This window comes from Campylobacter sp. CNRCH_2016_3089 (assembly GCF_025772505.1).
GTDB lineage: Bacteria > Campylobacterota > Campylobacteria > Campylobacterales > Campylobacteraceae > Campylobacter_D > Campylobacter_D lari_D.
Map to the genome: position 1 here is coordinate 18275 of NZ_JAKMSF010000009.1, position 15903 is coordinate 34177.

General features: G+C 29.6%; 13 protein-coding genes and 1 pseudogene. 8 read left to right on the top strand and 6 right to left on the bottom strand.

Translation table 11 applies throughout. From position 1 onward, the window contains the following. Window position 1: 1 nt before the first annotated feature. The 6 genes from L8W69_RS07010 to L8W69_RS07035 all read right to left on the bottom strand — a co-directional run bounded on the left by L8W69_RS07010 (window position 2) and on the right by L8W69_RS07035 (window position 6372). On the bottom strand, window positions 2-841 hold the full coding sequence (locus L8W69_RS07010; protein WP_133319212.1) for a septal ring lytic transglycosylase RlpA family protein: 840 nt from the start codon (window positions 839-841) through the stop codon (window positions 2-4). After that, complete coding sequence (locus L8W69_RS07015; protein ID WP_133319213.1) at window positions 777-1928, bottom strand: lytic transglycosylase domain-containing protein; 1152 nt, start codon at window positions 1926-1928, stop codon at window positions 777-779. Before L8W69_RS07015 ends, L8W69_RS07010 begins: the two co-directional genes overlap by 65 nt. Next, on the bottom strand, window positions 1928-2725 hold the full coding sequence (locus L8W69_RS07020) for a TatD family hydrolase (RefSeq protein WP_220566657.1): 798 nt from the start codon (window positions 2723-2725) through the stop codon (window positions 1928-1930). Before L8W69_RS07020 ends, L8W69_RS07015 begins: the two co-directional genes overlap by 1 nt. Next, a complete protein-coding gene (locus L8W69_RS07025; RefSeq protein ID WP_263661305.1) occupies window positions 2716-3960 on the bottom strand; it encodes a diguanylate cyclase in 1245 nt (414 codons plus the stop codon). The genes L8W69_RS07020 and L8W69_RS07025 overlap by 10 nt, the downstream gene beginning before the upstream one ends. A gap of 67 nt (window positions 3961-4027) precedes the next feature. Then, the gene (locus L8W69_RS07030) at window positions 4028-5542 is read right to left on the bottom strand and encodes an AAA family ATPase (protein ID WP_263660277.1); all 1515 of its coding nucleotides are present in this window, start codon (window positions 5540-5542) and stop codon (window positions 4028-4030) included. After that, window positions 5542-6372, bottom strand: a complete 831-nt coding sequence (locus L8W69_RS07035; RefSeq protein WP_263666774.1) for an NAD(+)/NADH kinase — start codon at window positions 6370-6372, stop codon at window positions 5542-5544. The genes L8W69_RS07030 and L8W69_RS07035 overlap by 1 nt, the downstream gene beginning before the upstream one ends. An 85-nt stretch (window positions 6373-6457) precedes the next feature. On the opposite strand from L8W69_RS07035, the gene aspS reads away from it, so the two are divergent. The 8 genes and pseudogenes from aspS (at window position 6458) to L8W69_RS07075 (ending at window position 15902) form a co-directional block, all read left to right on the top strand. After that, window positions 6458-8209, top strand: a complete 1752-nt coding sequence (aspS, locus tag L8W69_RS07040; protein ID WP_263666775.1) for an aspartate--tRNA ligase — start codon at window positions 6458-6460, stop codon at window positions 8207-8209. After that, window positions 8206-8778 carry an adenylate kinase gene (locus L8W69_RS07045; RefSeq protein ID WP_220566653.1) on the top strand — a complete coding sequence of 191 codons (573 nt, stop codon included), beginning with the start codon at window positions 8206-8208 and terminating at the stop codon, window positions 8776-8778. Before aspS ends, L8W69_RS07045 begins: the two co-directional genes overlap by 4 nt. A 10-nt stretch (window positions 8779-8788) precedes the next feature. Next, complete coding sequence (gene ppa / locus L8W69_RS07050) at window positions 8789-9307, top strand: inorganic diphosphatase (RefSeq protein WP_220566652.1); 519 nt, start codon at window positions 8789-8791, stop codon at window positions 9305-9307. A 36-nt stretch (window positions 9308-9343) separates the two neighbouring features. After that, window positions 9344-10381: a hypothetical protein gene (locus L8W69_RS07055; RefSeq protein WP_263666776.1), complete on the top strand. Its 1038-nt coding sequence runs from the start codon at window positions 9344-9346 to the stop codon at window positions 10379-10381. Between the two features lie 74 nt (window positions 10382-10455). Then, window positions 10456-13068 carry a valine--tRNA ligase gene (locus tag L8W69_RS07060; protein ID WP_263666777.1) on the top strand — a complete coding sequence of 871 codons (2613 nt, stop codon included), beginning with the start codon at window positions 10456-10458 and terminating at the stop codon, window positions 13066-13068. 3 nt (window positions 13069-13071) lie between these two features. Continuing rightward, window positions 13072-14028 (top strand): methionine ABC transporter ATP-binding protein, encoded by a 957-nt coding sequence (locus L8W69_RS07065; protein WP_263661301.1) that lies wholly within the window; start codon window positions 13072-13074, stop codon window positions 14026-14028. 2 nt (window positions 14029-14030) lie between these two features. Then, window positions 14031-14687, top strand: a pseudogene (locus L8W69_RS07070) (methionine ABC transporter permease); the annotation flags it as partial. Between the two features lie 9 nt (window positions 14688-14696). Beyond that, complete coding sequence (locus L8W69_RS07075) at window positions 14697-15902, top strand: glycosyltransferase (protein ID WP_263666778.1); 1206 nt, start codon at window positions 14697-14699, stop codon at window positions 15900-15902. Window position 15903: the final 1 nt, after the last annotated feature.

A 15903-nucleotide genomic window follows, 5' to 3' on the forward strand; every position in this document is an offset into this window, starting at 1 on the left:
TTTACTCTCTTACTATAAACGCACCAGGAAAAGAACCACCATCAACAAAATCCCTTGCCTCTTGCTCGCTTCTAAAGCCTTTTAAAAATACTCTATGTAAACCATCTTTAGCACTTGTTTGTATTGTTGAAGTATAAGAATTATAATTTTTATATCTACTTGCTATTAACTCTGCGCCACTTTTATTTCTAAATGCCCCAATTTGCACCATAAAAGCTCCGCCTTGGAAAATATGGCCACTATCAGCAATCTCCCCACTGCTACCTAAATTAGAATTAGTATGCACTGAACCTGAATTTGCACTTGTTCCAAAACCAATTACTTCAAGTCTTACAGGAGCTGTTCCTGCTTGAATCATATCAATATCTCTTGCGGCCATATTAGATAAATCTATAATCCTACCTGCTACAAAAGGTCCTCTATCATTTATTCTTACGGTAGTTTGGCGATGATTTTTTAAATTAGTTACCTTTACTATAGTATTCATAGGTAAAGTTTTATGAGCTGCTGTATAAGCATGTTGATCATAAGTTTCACCATTGGAAGTTTTTTTACCATGAAAGCCCGGTCCATACCAACTAGCTATACCATCAGCAGTCTCACCTACTTCTACTACGGTTGGATAATATGTTTTACCATTAATAGTATAAGGTTTCATAGTGCCTTTTAAGCCTGTATTATTATGCTTTATACTTTTAAAATCTCTTTCTGGATAATACACAGTAGGTGTGCTAATAGGCACCATACTACAAGCACTAAATAAAACCCCTACACAACTAACGACTAACGACTTTTGTATGAGAGTTTTTTGGTAATTTTTGAGTAGTTTTGATTTTTGCATTGTTATTCTCCTTAATTTTTAACACAAGTTTTTGATTAATATTAATCAAGTTTCCTTTGATTTTATTATATTCTTTAATGCTTTCAACACTAATTTTATGTTTTTTTGCAATAGTATAAAGACTATCACCCTTTTTTACTATATAAATTTTTGTATGCGGAATAGTTGTATCCACTTTAGCTAGCTTTACATTCTCTAATGCATTTTCCACAGCCACACTTTTACTTAAAGGAATATACATATAATAATCTTTTTTATCAGGCGGAGTAAAGTCATAATTAAAATGTGGATTATAACGCTTAAATTCATTATAAGACATCTTAGCTACTTTAGCAAGCTCTCTTAAAGAAACACTTGGTGGAACAGGTATTTTTTTAACTTCACTCGATAGAGCATAATTAAGCAAAGCACTATCTTGTGAAATCAAAAAATCATTATTATTAGCCAAAAATGCCATAGTAAGAATTTTTCTAATAAAAATTCTAGTTTCCAATGGTAAATATTTTTTATCAGGATCAAGCAAGATTCTTAAATCATCACTTTTTGCTTTTTTTATAGCTTGGCGTAATTTACCATCGCCACAATTATAAGCTAAAATTGCTAAATACCATTTTCCAAACTGCTCTTTTAATTGCTTTAAATAAGCAATGGCTGCATAAGTTGATTTGACTAAATCTCTTCTTTCATCAACATAAGGATCTATTCTTAAACCTAAAGTTTGTGCTGTTGGCTTCATAAACTGCCAAACACCTACTGCTTTAGTTCTAGAAACACTATGAATTTTTAAACCAGATTCTACAATTGCCAAATATAAAAATTCTTGAGGAATATTTTCTTTTTCTAAAATTTTACGGATAATTGGAGTGATTTTATAAAATTCTCTCATGGTATCAACTAAAGTTTTAGAATGCATATTTAAAGAAGATTCTTTAAATTCTAAAAATAACATATCACTAAGATAGCTTGCTTCTATGTCTAAATTTCTTAAAATTTGAGCTTGCTGAGTATAATATTCAGGAGTTACCTGCAAGGCTTTAGCATTTAAACATAATAATACTAATATAAAAAATATAAAGTTTTTTTTCATTATAAACCTTGAAAAAACAAACGATTAGCATTTAAATTCGTAAGTTTTACTACTTCAACTTTAGATAATTTTAAAAGATCAGATATTTTTTGTGCTACAAAATGCGTTAAAATAGGATCATTTACTTTGCCACGATGTGGTTCTGGAGTTAAATAAGGCCCATCTGTTTCCAAAACAAGTTTATCCTTTGGAATTTTAGGTAAAATTTCCACTAATTTTTTTGCATTTTTAAAAGTTAAAACCCCGCCTATGCCAAAATAAAATCCTTCATCTGCTAGTTGAAGTAAAAGCTCGCTTGCATTAAAGCAATGCAAAACACCGCCTTGCAATTCTTTTGAGTATGTTTTTAGAATATTAAAGCTGTCTTCATTAGCTTCACGCACATGCACAATCAATGGCTTTTTATATTCAATAGCTAGTTGTATTTGAGCTATAAAAACTTCTTTTTGTCTTGTTTTAATAGTATCATCATTAGTATTTAAACGATAATAATCAAGCCCACACTCACCCACTGCGATACATTTTTTATCATCTATAAATTCTTTTAAAACTTCTAAATCAAAATCATCTATATCATAAGGATGCACCCCACAAGAAAAATACACATTATCATAAGTATGTGCTATCTCTCTTGCTCTTGGTAGATCTTTTATATCTGCACCTGGTATAATGATTTTATCTACACCATTTTCAAATGCATGCGTTAACATCTCATCTAAATATCCAAAATAAGCTTGGCTATCTAGATGACAATGAGTATCTATGATTTTTTCACTAAAATCACAATCTAAAAACATACCTCTACCCTATTTTTTCCATTAGCCTTAGCTAAATCTAATGCCTTTTGTGCGTTATTGAGCAAATCTTGCATTTGGCTTCCTTTGCTACCAAAAGCAACCCCCACAGAGATGCTATAATCAACCTCGTCTAAAGCTATTAAAACGCTTTCTTTGGAAATATTAACTCTTATATTTGAAAAAGCTTTTAAAGCCTCTTTATTGCTTATATTTTTTAAAGCAATGTAGAATTTACCATCTTCAATTCTAGTAGCTAAATCCATACCACGAATTTGATCTTTAATCTTTTCGGCTGTATATTTTATCACTCCATCACCGCAATCATAACTTAATTCATAATTAATTGTTGCAAGATTATCAATATCAATCAAAGCCAACGCCATTTCTTCATTTTCTTGTATATCTTCTAAATAATCTAAAAATCTTTTTTCAAAAGTAGCATAATCATCAAGTCCTGTTAATAAATCTTTACCTAAACTATACTCATCTAGCAAAACACATTTTTGCATATAATCTAAACAATTATTTACTCTACAATTAAGTGATTCTTTTTGGAAAGGTCTAATCACATAATCATTCACACCTTTTCTAAAAGCTCTTGCTTCTAATGCATCATCTTTATCCCCAACCATAATCACACCAAGTTCTATTTTAGAATATTTTGAGCGAATTTCTACAAGTAAATCTTCCCCATTAATTACCGGCATAGTAGCATCGCAAATTACTAATTTTGTATCAGGATGATCACTTAAATAACTTAGTGCCTCTTCTCCATGAGCTGCTGCTAAAACATTAAAAAGCTGATTGTTTAAGTTTTTCTTCATTTCTGCGCGTAAAGTTACATTTGCAATTGCTAAAATTATCTTAGTTTTATTATTTTTTTGAAGCATTCTAATAGAATTTAACATTTCATTAATACAATCTTCACTTTCTTTTTGAATATAATTAATAATATCTTTTTCCATAAATTTTTTACGAGTTTGTCCGTCATTACTTCCCGTAAGAACAATAGCGGGGATATTTTTTTCTAAAACTACATCAACCACTTCACCATTAGGAGCATCTGGTAAACAAAGATCTACAAAAGCCATAAAATAATCATTTTTCAATAAATCTTTTGCACTATTCATATCAAAAGCAACATCTACCTTTAATCCTAAAGTATTTTCTACTTTTTTTGCTAAAAGTTTAGTTAGCATTTTATTATCATCAATGATTAAAATTTTTTCTTCCATGGTAAAACACTCTCTTTAAATAATTTTAAAAAACTAATTATATCATATTGAAATTTACTTTTTGTTTTTAAAGCAAAGTTCTAGTAAATTCTAAAGCTTCTTGGGTAATATTTTCCCCGCTTACCATTCTAGCAAGTTCTTTTACTCTTTCTTCTTTTTCTATCTTTCTTACCTTACTTTCATTTCCTATTTTTTCTACTAGGAAGTGATTGCTTGCTTTTGATGAAAGCTGTGGTAAGTGTGAAATTGCAAAAATTTGATAAAACTTAGCAAGCTCTTTTAAAACTTCAGCTATACTCATTGCTTCTTTACCACTTAAATTTGCATCAATTTCATCTAAAAATATTATCCCACTAGCTTTATTAGTAACATTACATTCAGTTGCGATAAAAGAAAGTCTTAAACGATTTATCTCACCTGAGCTTAAATTTTTCAAACTAGCTTCATTTATATTTAAATTCACTTCATCTTTACCTAAAATACTCAAAGCACAATCTTTAAGCTCTAATTTAATCTCTTTCATATAAAGTTTTTCAAGATAAAAATTAAGTAATTTCTCAAGCTCTTTTAATCTTTTTTTGCGCAAAGTACTTAATTTTTGGCTTTTCTCATCTAAAAGTATTTTAGCATTTTGCACTTTCTCTTCTAATTCTTTTTTTTCAAAACTTAAATTTTCATAATGAGCTAATTCTGCTTTTTTCTTCTCTAAAGCTTCTAAAGCTTCTTCTATACTTCCATATTTTGAAATCAAAGAAGAAAGTTTTTCTATCCTATCAAGCACTTCTTCTATATCAAAATCAAAATCATCAAAACTTTGATTTTCCCACACCACCCTTAGTTCATTTAAACACTCTGAAAAAAATGAACTATCAACATCACTAATTTGCAAAGCTTCAATCACTGCTGATTCTAATTCAAAAATTTTGCTTGCCCTGTTCCAAGCTGCATCAATTTTGTCTTTTTTAGAAAGCCTTTTTTTTAAACTCATCAACTCATCAAATTCGCCTATTTTTGGGTTAATACTTTGGATTTTTTGTATTTCAAAGCTTGTAAATTCTTTTAATTCTTCTACCTTTTTTTCTTCTTCTTGAATTTTTTCTAATTTAATTTTATTTTCTATATATTCTTTATAAACATTTTTATATTCATTTAAAAAATCTTTAAATTTCTTATCCTCTTTTGATTGCATAAAATCAAGTAAGTTTAAAAATCTTTCATTTGAAAACTCATTATTTTCCTTAGCTGAAAGATATTTTACAAATTTCTTAGAAAGTAAGGCTAAATTCTTTTTTGAAATAAGTTGATTATTGACAAAATAACGCGAGCTTTTATCTTTTAAAAGTTTAAATACATTTAATTCTTCATTTTCAATGCCAAACTCATCTAATTCAAGCTCATCGTTTAATAAAACTTCCACCATTTTAGCTTCGCTCTCACTTAAAGCAAAAGCTGCCAAAATGGCCTTAAAAAGCACAGACTTTCCAGCACCACTTAAACCAGTAAAGACAGTAAGTCCCGCTTCTAAGTCTAATTTTGCTTGTTTAAAACCTAAATTTTCTTTGATTAAAATACTTTCTATCATCACTTACCCCAATTTAACTTTTCTTTTAAAACTTGGAAATAATCTCTATCTTTTTTATGTATAAAACTAAGTTCTTTCTTGCTAAGCCCTATAAGAATTCTATCATATTCTTTAGGATCAACCACTTCTTGCCCATCTAAATACAATAAACAATGCTCAACTTTTAATTCAAGCTCAAAACCATAAGGCAAAACTATAGGCCTTTGAGTTAAAGAATGAGAACAAACCGGAGTTAGAACAAAAATTTCACTCCAAGGATGTACTATAGGTCCACCTGCACTAATATTATAAGCAGTTGAACCACTTGAACTAGCTATGATTAAACCATCTCCATAATAAGCATTAAAAAGTTTATTTTCAAAAAAAACTTCCACATTTGCCATTAAAGCATTATCGCGAGAAAAAACCGCGTCATTAAAAGCAAATTTTTTAATGATTTTATTCTTTTTACAAAGCGTTATTTGAAGTATTTTAGCTTTTTCTATTTTAAAATCATTTTTAAAAAAATCTTTAAAAAAACTTTCTACTTCATTAAAAGAAAAAGCAGTTAAAAAACCTAAATTTCCTGCATTTATCCCTAAAATAGGCTTTTTTGCTTGATAAGCTTGCCTACATAAAGACAAAAGCGTGCCGTCCCCACCTAGAGAAATTAAAAAATCTAATTTCTGTAAATCTTTAAGATTATTTTTTTTCTGATCTAATAGCACAAGCTCTATATTTTTTTGCAAAAAAATTGTTTTTAAAAAAGCAATTTGCTCATTTAAATTTGTATTTAACCTGCAAAATAAGCCTACTTTTTGAATTTTTTCTATATTTATACATTTTTTCATAAAAAAATTATAACAAAACTTAGCTAAGCAAAAGAATAAAATACTATAATAACAAAATTGAACAAAATTAAGCTAAGGAAAAATTTTGAGAACTCATTATAATACAGAGCTTAACATACAAAATGTTGGCAAGGAAGTAACATTATGTGGTTGGGTAAATTCTTACCGTGATCATGGAGGTGTAATTTTTATCGATCTTAGAGATCGTAGCGGACTTATACAATTAGTATGTGATCCAGCGGATAATCAAGAAGCACATAATATAGCTTCATCAGTAAGAAATGAATATGTTTTAATAGCACAAGGAAAAATTCGTCCACGTGGCGAAGGACTTGTAAATCCAAAATTAAAAACCGGAGAAATAGAAGTTGTTATAAATAAACTTACTATTGAAAATGAAAGTGCTGTAGTACCTTTTGCTATAGGCGATGAAAGCGTTAATGAAGAATTAAGATTGAAATATAGATTTTTAGATTTAAGAAGCAAAAAACTTTATGATAATTTTGCTCTAAGATCAACTGCTTGTATAGCAACAAGAAATTCTTTAGCAAAAATGGGATTTTTAGAGGTTGAAACCCCTATTTTAACCAAAGCTACCCCAGAAGGCGCAAGGGATTATTTAGTACCATCACGCGTACATCAAGGTGAATTTTATGCCCTACCTCAAAGCCCTCAACTTTTCAAACAACTTTTAATGTGTTCAGGATTTGATAGATATTTTCAAATTGCAAAATGTTTTAGAGATGAGGATTTAAGAGCAGATCGCCAACCTGAATTTACTCAAATAGACATAGAAATGAGTTTTTGTGAGCAAAAAGATATCATAGCTATGGCAGAAAATTTACTTAAAGATATTTTCAAAGCTTGCGGAAAAGAAATTAGCATACCTTTTAGACAAATGAGTTATAAAGAAGCTATGGAAAATTATGGCTCTGATAAGCCTGATTTAAGATTTGATATGAAATTTATTGATGTGATTGATATTTTTGCAAAATCAAATAATGAAATTTTTGCAAATATTGCAAAAGACACGAAGAAAAATCGTATTAAAGCTTTAAGAGTTCCAAAAGGCGATACGATTTTTTCTAAACGCCAAATGCAAAGATTTGAAGAATTTGTGCGTAAATTTGGAGCAGCAGGGCTTGCATTTATACAAATGAAAGAAGATGGTCCTAAAGGCCCACTTTGTAAATTCTTTAGCGAAGAGGACTTAAATGCTTTAATCCAAAGATGTGAATTAGAAGTTGGTGATGTAGTATTTTTTGGCGCAGGGATTAAAAAAACTGTGCTTGATTATATGGGCAGATTTAGATTATTCCTTGCTGATGAAATGAAAATTATCGATGAGGATAAATTAGAATTCTTATGGGTTATTGATTTTCCTATGTTTGAGCAAAATGATGATGGAAGCTATTCTGCAATGCACCATCCATTTACTATGCCAAAAAATATTGATGAGCAAGACTTAGAAGAAATTAATTCTATTGCACATGATGTAGTGTTAAATGGTGTAGAATTAGGTGGTGGTAGTATAAGAATTCACAAAAGTCCTATCCAACAAAAAGTATTTAAGCTTTTAAATATTGATGAAGAAGAACAAAGAAAGAAATTTGGCTTCTTACTTGATGCATTAAGTTTTGGAGCACCACCACATGGTGGTATAGCAATAGGCCTTGATAGACTTATCATGCTTTTAACAAAATCTTCAAGTATTAGAGAAGTTATAGCATTTCCTAAAACACAAAGAGCGCAATGTCTTATGACTCAAGCTCCAAGCGAAGTAAGCAATGAACAAATGAGAGAACTAGGTATAAGATTAAGGGAGAATACTAAATGAAACAATTATTTTTAATCATAGGTGCACCAGGTAGTGGTAAAACAACCGATGCAAGCATTATAGCTACAGATGATGCAAGCATTACTCATTATTCTACAGGTGATTTGCTAAGAGCAGAAGTGGCTAGTGGAAGCGAACTTGGAAAGACTATTGATAGTTTTATTTCTAAAGGAAATTTGGTTCCTTTGGAAGTGGTAGTTAATACTATCATCACTGCTTTAAAAAATGCGCCAACTAATACTATATTAATAGATGGTTATCCAAGAAGTGTTGAACAAATGCTTGAGTTTGATAAGGTATTAAAAAATCAAAGTGAAGTAATTTTAAAAGGTGTGATAGAAGTTAAAGTTAGCGAAGAAGTTGCTAGAGAAAGAGTTTTAGGGCGTGCTAGAGGTGCTGATGATAACGAAGAAGTTTTTAATAATAGAATGAAAGTTTATTTAGAACCTTTAGAAGAAATAACAAATTTTTATACTAAAGAAAATATCCACCATGTAATCAATGGTGAAAGAAGTATTGAAGCTATCGTAGCTGATATGAAAAATTTAATCAATGATTTATTAAAATAAAGGATAAAAAATGGATATTAGCAAAATCAAAGTTGGAGAAGTACCAAATAAACTTAATGCAGTTATTGAAATTCCTTATGGATCAAACATTAAATACGAGCTTGATAAAGAAAGCGGAGCCATCATGGTTGATCGCGTGATGTATTCAGCTATGTTTTATCCAGCAAACTATGGTTTTATACCAAATACTCTTGCAGATGATGGCGATCCTATTGATATTTTAGTATTAAATGAATACCCTATCCAAGCAGGAGCTGTGATTCCTTGTCGTTTAATAGGGGTATTATTAATGGAAGATGAAAGTGGTATGGATGAAAAATTACTTGCTGTTCCTGTAAGTAAAATAGATCCAAGATATGATAATATTAAATGTTTAGATGATTTACCAAAAGCAAGCCTAGATAAAATCAAAAATTTCTTTGAAACATATAAAATGCTTGAGCCAAACAAATGGGTAAAAGTAAAAGAATTTGCAGGTATTGAAAAAGCAAGTGAAATTTTAGAAAATTCTATTAAAAATTATAAATAATCAAAGTCCTTTTGAGGACTTCACAAAGGATAAAAAATGAAAAGTATTATTGCTTTTAGTATAGCTTTTGTGGTGCTAATAGGCGCTAGTATTGGTTTTTATATGTGGTATTTTGAAGATGATTCAAATACTTATGTATATGATTATAAAAAAAGTAGTTCTTATCAAAGCTACACTCCGCCAAGTACTCAATACAATCAAGAAAGAAATAATATAAGTGATAATACTTATTATCCATCACAACAAATAAATCCGGAGTCTTTAAAAGAAGAAATTCCAGTACAAAATAATCCTATCATAGATGAAAATACAAGCACTCAAGAAGTCGCGCCAACAACCCAAACAAATATAGCTGAAGTTTCTAAAAATGAAACTATTACTCCTAAAGTAGCCCAAGAAGAACAAAAAGTTCTCGTTGAAAACAACAAACAAACAAGCATAAAAAAAGAAAAAACAACAAAATATAAAAATACTATGCAAGAATACATTACAAAAGGTAAAACTAGCAGATATGAACCAAGATTAAGTAATGATTTTGTTAAAGTTTATGTATTGGATGGAAAAAGTTTAAGTGATTATAGGGTTGATATGTTAAAAGAAATGATTAATCCTGTTAAAATTAATTCTCAAGATTACAATTTAACTATTTTTATCGATATGCTTTCAAATGACAATATGAAACTAAGCATATATAATAAAGATATTGTTTTTGCTAAAAATAAGAAAAAATACAATTATGTAGATGTTAAAATTTCTGATTTGAAATTTTTATTTGAAAGAAATGGATATAGTGAATACAGCAATGAAAATCTACTTGAAAAAATCAATCAAAATCTAGCAAGAGAAGATATACTCAAAAGAGTTAAAATTCAAGGTTATGCAGACGATAGAGGTAGTACTTTTGCAAACTATATGATAGGATTAAATAGAGCAATGAATGTGGCTAAACATTTCTTTAGTTTTACTGAGGTTATAGAAATAGAATCTTTGGGAAAAGACACCTATCCTACTAAAGATAAGTCTGATTCTCAAAGACAAAATAATCGTAAAGTAGAAATTAGTTTTTATAACTAATTTCTAAATTTCAAAACTTCTTTAACAATTTTAAGCTAACATAACAATTTATTTTCATTCTCAAGGTAGCAATTATGTATGATAAATCACTAGAAAAAGAATATTATAAAATTTGCGAAGAACGCGGATATTTTGAAATCAATGGTAATGAAAAAATTCAAGAAAAAGGTAAAAACTTTTGTATTATGATGCCACCACCTAATGTAACAGGTGTTTTGCATATAGGTCATGCTCTAACTTGTACTCTACAAGATATCACAACGCGTTATAAAAGAATGGATGGTTACAAAACTCTTTATCAGCCAGGACTTGATCATGCAGGGATTGCAACACAAAATGTTGTAGAAAAACAACTTTTAGCTCAAGGCATTAAAAAAGAAGAACTCGGTAGAGAAGAATTTATAAAAAAGGTATGGGAATGGAAAGAGCAAAGCGGTGGTACCATAGTTAAGCAAATGCGAATTTTGGGTATCACTCCCGCTTGGAGTCGTTTGCGTTTTACTATGGATGAAGGTTTAGTAAATGCAGTAAAAAAAGCCTTTGTGGATCTTTATGATAAAAAGCTTATCGTGCGTGGAAATTACATGGTAAATTGGTGCACTCATGATGGAGCATTAAGCGATATAGAAGTAGAACACAAAGAAAATAAAGGAAAATTATATTATTTAAAATATTTCTTAGAAAATTCTCAAGAATATATCGTAGTAGCCACCACAAGACCAGAAACTTATTTTGGTGATAGTGCTGTGATGGTTAATCCAAGCGATGAAAGATTTAAACACTTAATAGGCAAAAATGTCATTTTACCTTTAATAGATAGAAAAATTCCTATTATTGCTGATGAGCATGTGGATATGGAATTTGGTACAGGCTTTGTGAAAGTAACCCCAGCACATGATCATAATGACTATGAAGTAGGCTTAAGACATAAACTTGAATTTATTACCATCTTTGATGAAAAAGGTATCTTAAATGAACATTGCTTGCATTTTAAAGGCTTAGAAAGATTAGAAGCAAGAAATATTATTATAAAAGAATTACAAGAAAAAGGTTTTGTTGAAAAAATAGAAGATTATACTAATCAAGTAGGATATTGTTATCGTTGTAAAAATGTAGTTGAACCTTACATTTCTAAACAATGGTTTGTAAAAAATGAAATCGCAAAAGAAAGCATAGAAAAAGTTAATCTTGGTGGAAGCAAATTCTACCCTGCACATTGGATTAATAGTTTTAATGCTTGGATGAGGGATTTAAAAGATTGGTGTATTTCAAGACAACTTTGGTGGGGTCATCAAATTCCTGTGTATTACTGTGAATGCTCTCATGAATGGGCAAGCGAAGAAACTCCAAGTCAATGTCCAAAATGCCAAAGCACTAATTTCAAACAAGACCCTGATGTTTTAGATACTTGGTTTTCTTCAGGTCTTTGGGCTATGAGTACTTTAGGTTGGGGTAATAAAGACTGGGGTAAAAACACACTTTGGCATGAAGATGATTTAAAAGATTTTTATCCAAATTCTTTATTAATCACTGGTTTTGATATTTTATTTTTCTGGGTTGCTAGAATGATGTTTCAAAGCACTAATGCCTTAGGTGAACTTCCTTTTAAAGATATATATTTGCATGCTTTGGTTAAAGATGAACAAGGTAGAAAAATGAGCAAGTCTTTAGGTAATGTCATTGATCCTGTGCAAAGCGTGGATGAATACAGCGCTGATATCTTGCGTTTTACTCTTGCTCTTTTAGCTATCCAAGGTAGAGATATAAAGTTAAGCAATGACAAACTCATACAAGTTAGAAATTTTACCAATAAGCTTTATAACGCAAGTAAATTTTTACTCTTAAATGAAGAAAAATTTGAAGATTTAGATAAAAGTAAAATTCAAACTAACTTAGCAAAATACATGCTATCTCGTTTTGAAGTATGCGTAAAAGAAACAAGAGAAAATTTAGACAACTACCGCTTTAATGATGCGGCAAATACTTTGTATAGATTTTTCTGGGATGAATTTTGTGATTGGGGGATTGAGCTTAGCAAGGCTGAAAAATCAAGTATAAAAGAACTTGGAAGTATTTTTAAAGAAGCATTAAAACTTTTAAATCCTTTTATGCCATTTATTAGTGAGTATTTATACCATGAGTTAAGTAAAACCTCTATTCAAACTCATGAATCTATAATGATTTCAAAATATCCTAAATTTAATTCTAGAGATGAAAAAATAGAAAAACTATTTAATATCATTATAGAAAGTATAGTAAGTTTACGCCGTGCAAAAACCCTAGTAGAGCTTGCAAATGCAAAAATTCAAAAAGCTTGTATAAAATTAAACGATGAGAGTTTAATGGCTGAGTTAAAAAATTACACTAATTTCATCTCAACACTTGCAAAATGTGAAAACATCGAGTTTATCAATACAAATTTAGAAAAATCCATTAGAGATGTAAGCGAGAATTTAGAAGTATTTATACCAACTCAAGATCTTGATTTAAGCGGTGTTTTAAATAGGCTTAATAGTCAAAAAACAAAACTTGAAAAAGAATTTAACAAGCTAGATGCTATGATGAAAAATGAAAAATTTATCTCTAATGCACCTACTGCAGTCGTTGAGCAAAATAAAACTCAACTTGAAAATATTAAAGCTCAACTTGAAAAAATCAATGATGAAATTTCTAATTTAGAAGGCTAATAAGTGATAAAAATACAAAATCTTAAAAAATATTATGGCAAAGAATTAGTTATAAATGATGTTTCTTTAGAAGTTAAAGAAGGAGAAATTTATGCTCTTGTTGGACACAGCGGGGCAGGAAAATCAACTTTGCTAAGATGTATTAATGGTTTAGAAAATTATCAAAGCGGTAGTGTGGAAGTTTTTGGTAAAGAAATAGCTACTTTAAAAGAAAAAGAGTTAAGAGTATTTAGAAAAGATATAGGGATGATTTTTCAGCATTTTGCACTTATGAGTAGAAAAAATGTATTTGAAAATGTAGCTATGCCTTTAGAAATTCATAATTTTGACAAAAGCACAATTCAAAAAAGAGTTAATGAACTTTTAGATCTTGTGGGACTTTTAGCTAAAAGCAAAGCTTATCCAAATGAGCTAAGTGGTGGGCAAAAACAAAGAGTAGCCATAGCTAGAGCCCTTGCTTTAAATCCTAAAATTTTACTAAGTGATGAAGCTACTTCTGCGCTTGATCCAAATACTACAAATAATATTTTAGAACTTATTGCCAAAATCAATCAAGAATTTAACATCAGTGTAGTATTAGTAACTCATGAAATGGAGGCAGTAAAACAAATAGCACAAAAGGCTGTATTGCTAGAGCATGGACAAATCATAGGTCAAGGGAAAATCGAAGATTTATTCTTAAAACCAAGTGAAAAAATGCGTGAATTTCTAGGGGAAAGTGATTTTTTACCACTAAATGGAGTTAATGTGCGCTTATACTTTTGCAAAGAAAAAGCAAACCAAAGCATTATCACTCATATGGCTAGAAGTTTAAATATTGATTTTAATATAGTTTGGGGTAAGATAGAAAAATTAAACAACAATGCTTTAGGAAATTTGGTGATCAATATAGAAGCTAAAGATCAAGAAAGAGTTTTAAATTATTTACAAGAAAATGGCGTTATTTGGGAGCTTGTGTAATGAACTTAGAAACAATTTTAAGAAATTTTGAAAATATACTTTATCCGGCATTACTAGAAACTCTTTATATGAGTTTTACAGCCACTTTTTTAGCCTTTTTAATCGCGCTTATCCCTGCAATTGTGCTTACTGTTACTGATAAAGGTGGCTTATGGGAAAATAAAAGCATTTACAGTGTGCTTGATTTTATTATCAATATTTTAAGATCTTTTCCATTTTTAGTACTTATTGTAGTTTTAAGTCCTTTTACAAAATATCTCATTGGTATTAGCATAGGAACAACTGCTACCATAGTACCACTTACCATAGGAATTGCGCCTTATTTGGCCAAAATGATTGAAAGTGCTTTTAAAGAAATTGATCCTGCTATCATTGAAGCAGCAAGATCTTATGGAGCTAGTAAAGCACAAATTATCTTTAAAGTTATGTTTAGCGAGGCTTTACCAAGTATTATTAATGGTATTACTTTAATTTTGATTATTGTTATTGGTTTTTCTGCTATGGCAGGAACTGTTGGTGGTGGTGGTTTAGGTGATGTGGCTATTCGCTATGGTTATGAGCGTTTTAGAACTGATATTATGATTCAAACTGTTGTGGTTTTAATTGTTTTAGTTCAAATCATACAATTTATAGGAAATATTCTTTATAAAATCACCAAAAGATAAACAATGAAACATAAACTTGGTATCTTACTAGCAGCGACTAAAAATTCAAGCTTTACCATAGGAACCTTGCTCATTAATATCATGGATGTTATGGGTGAAAAGGTAGATGTGTTTTACATTTTACATGATGGTTTTAGCTTGAATGATCAAAATATCATGCAAAAAATTGTTAAAAACAAAACAATTAAATTTATTCTTTTTACCCAAGAAGATTTTTTAACCACTCTTGATAAAAATCAAAACGATATTAATAATTTATTTTTCTTAAAAAGATGGACGCATATGGCTTTTGCAAGATTTGAAGCTTTTAAGTTTTTAGATGAATGCGAAAGTATTATCTATCTTGATTTTGATGTTTTACTTTTAAAAAGTATAGATGAACTTAGTAAATTAAGAGCTAGAAAATATCATTTTGGTGCAAGATTAGGTAAAACATTAATTCACACAGCACTGCCTTTAGAAAAAAAATATCTTAATAAGCGTGTATATCAAACAGGAATTTTAGTCTTTAACGATCTTATACCAAATCCTTTACAGTGTTATCAATTCATTTATAATTATCTTTCACAAAATACTAAAAATTGGCAAGATCAAGGAATTTTTTCCTTAATGGTTTATGAAAATCACTTTAAAGTCAAAGATTTAAAAGACAAATACACGGGAAGTACTCATTATCTTACAAATCTTACACAAAATGCTTCTATAGTTCATGCTTGTGGCACCAACAGTCGTTTTTGGAATAGTAAATTTTGCAATCAAACATGGCCTAAATGGCAAGAATATTATGAAAAATGGTTAAAACTTGGAGGAAGTAAATATATAGGCTCTTTTCACAAAGACAACAAGCAATCCATCCAACGCACAAGATATCATTTATCATACAAACTAGGTTATGCCTTTATAGAGTGTGCTAAGAATAAGAAAAAAATTCCTTTTTTACCTTTTACTCTACTAAAGATTTATTACAAACACACAAAACTAGCTAAACAATACCAAAAAGATTTGAAAACAAAACCTTACCTTAAACTTCCACCTTTATCAAGCTATGATGATTACAAAAGCGAAGGTATTAAAAATCAAAATACTTATTCTTATAAAATTGGAAAAGCCCTTATTAATGCTCAAAAAAGTTGGTATAAAGGTGGTTATATAAAATTTATAAAAGAACTTAAATACTTTTCTAAAGAATATAAAAACAAACAAAAATAAA

Excerpts from the sequence above, each read along its gene's own strand:
- L8W69_RS07010 (WP_133319212.1), bottom strand. The coding sequence starts at position 841 with ATGCAAAAATCAAAACTACTCAAAAATTACCAAAAAACTCTCATACAA.
- L8W69_RS07015 (WP_133319213.1), bottom strand. The coding sequence starts at position 1,928 with ATGAAAAAAAACTTTATATTTTTTATATTAGTATTATTATGTTTAAAT.
- L8W69_RS07020 (WP_220566657.1), bottom strand. The coding sequence starts at position 2,725 with ATGTTTTTAGATTGTGATTTTAGTGAAAAAATCATAGATACTCATTGT.
- L8W69_RS07025 (WP_263661305.1), bottom strand. The coding sequence starts at position 3,960 with ATGGAAGAAAAAATTTTAATCATTGATGATAATAAAATGCTAACTAAA.
- L8W69_RS07030 (WP_263660277.1), bottom strand. The coding sequence starts at position 5,542 with ATGATAGAAAGTATTTTAATCAAAGAAAATTTAGGTTTTAAACAAGCA.
- L8W69_RS07035 (WP_263666774.1), bottom strand. The coding sequence starts at position 6,372 with ATGAAAAAATGTATAAATATAGAAAAAATTCAAAAAGTAGGCTTATTT.
- L8W69_RS07045 (WP_220566653.1), top strand. The coding sequence starts at position 8,206 with ATGAAACAATTATTTTTAATCATAGGTGCACCAGGTAGTGGTAAAACA.
- ppa (WP_220566652.1), top strand. The coding sequence starts at position 8,789 with ATGGATATTAGCAAAATCAAAGTTGGAGAAGTACCAAATAAACTTAAT.
- L8W69_RS07055 (WP_263666776.1), top strand. The coding sequence starts at position 9,344 with ATGAAAAGTATTATTGCTTTTAGTATAGCTTTTGTGGTGCTAATAGGC.
- L8W69_RS07060 (WP_263666777.1), top strand. The coding sequence starts at position 10,456 with ATGTATGATAAATCACTAGAAAAAGAATATTATAAAATTTGCGAAGAA.
- L8W69_RS07075 (WP_263666778.1), top strand. The coding sequence starts at position 14,697 with ATGAAACATAAACTTGGTATCTTACTAGCAGCGACTAAAAATTCAAGC.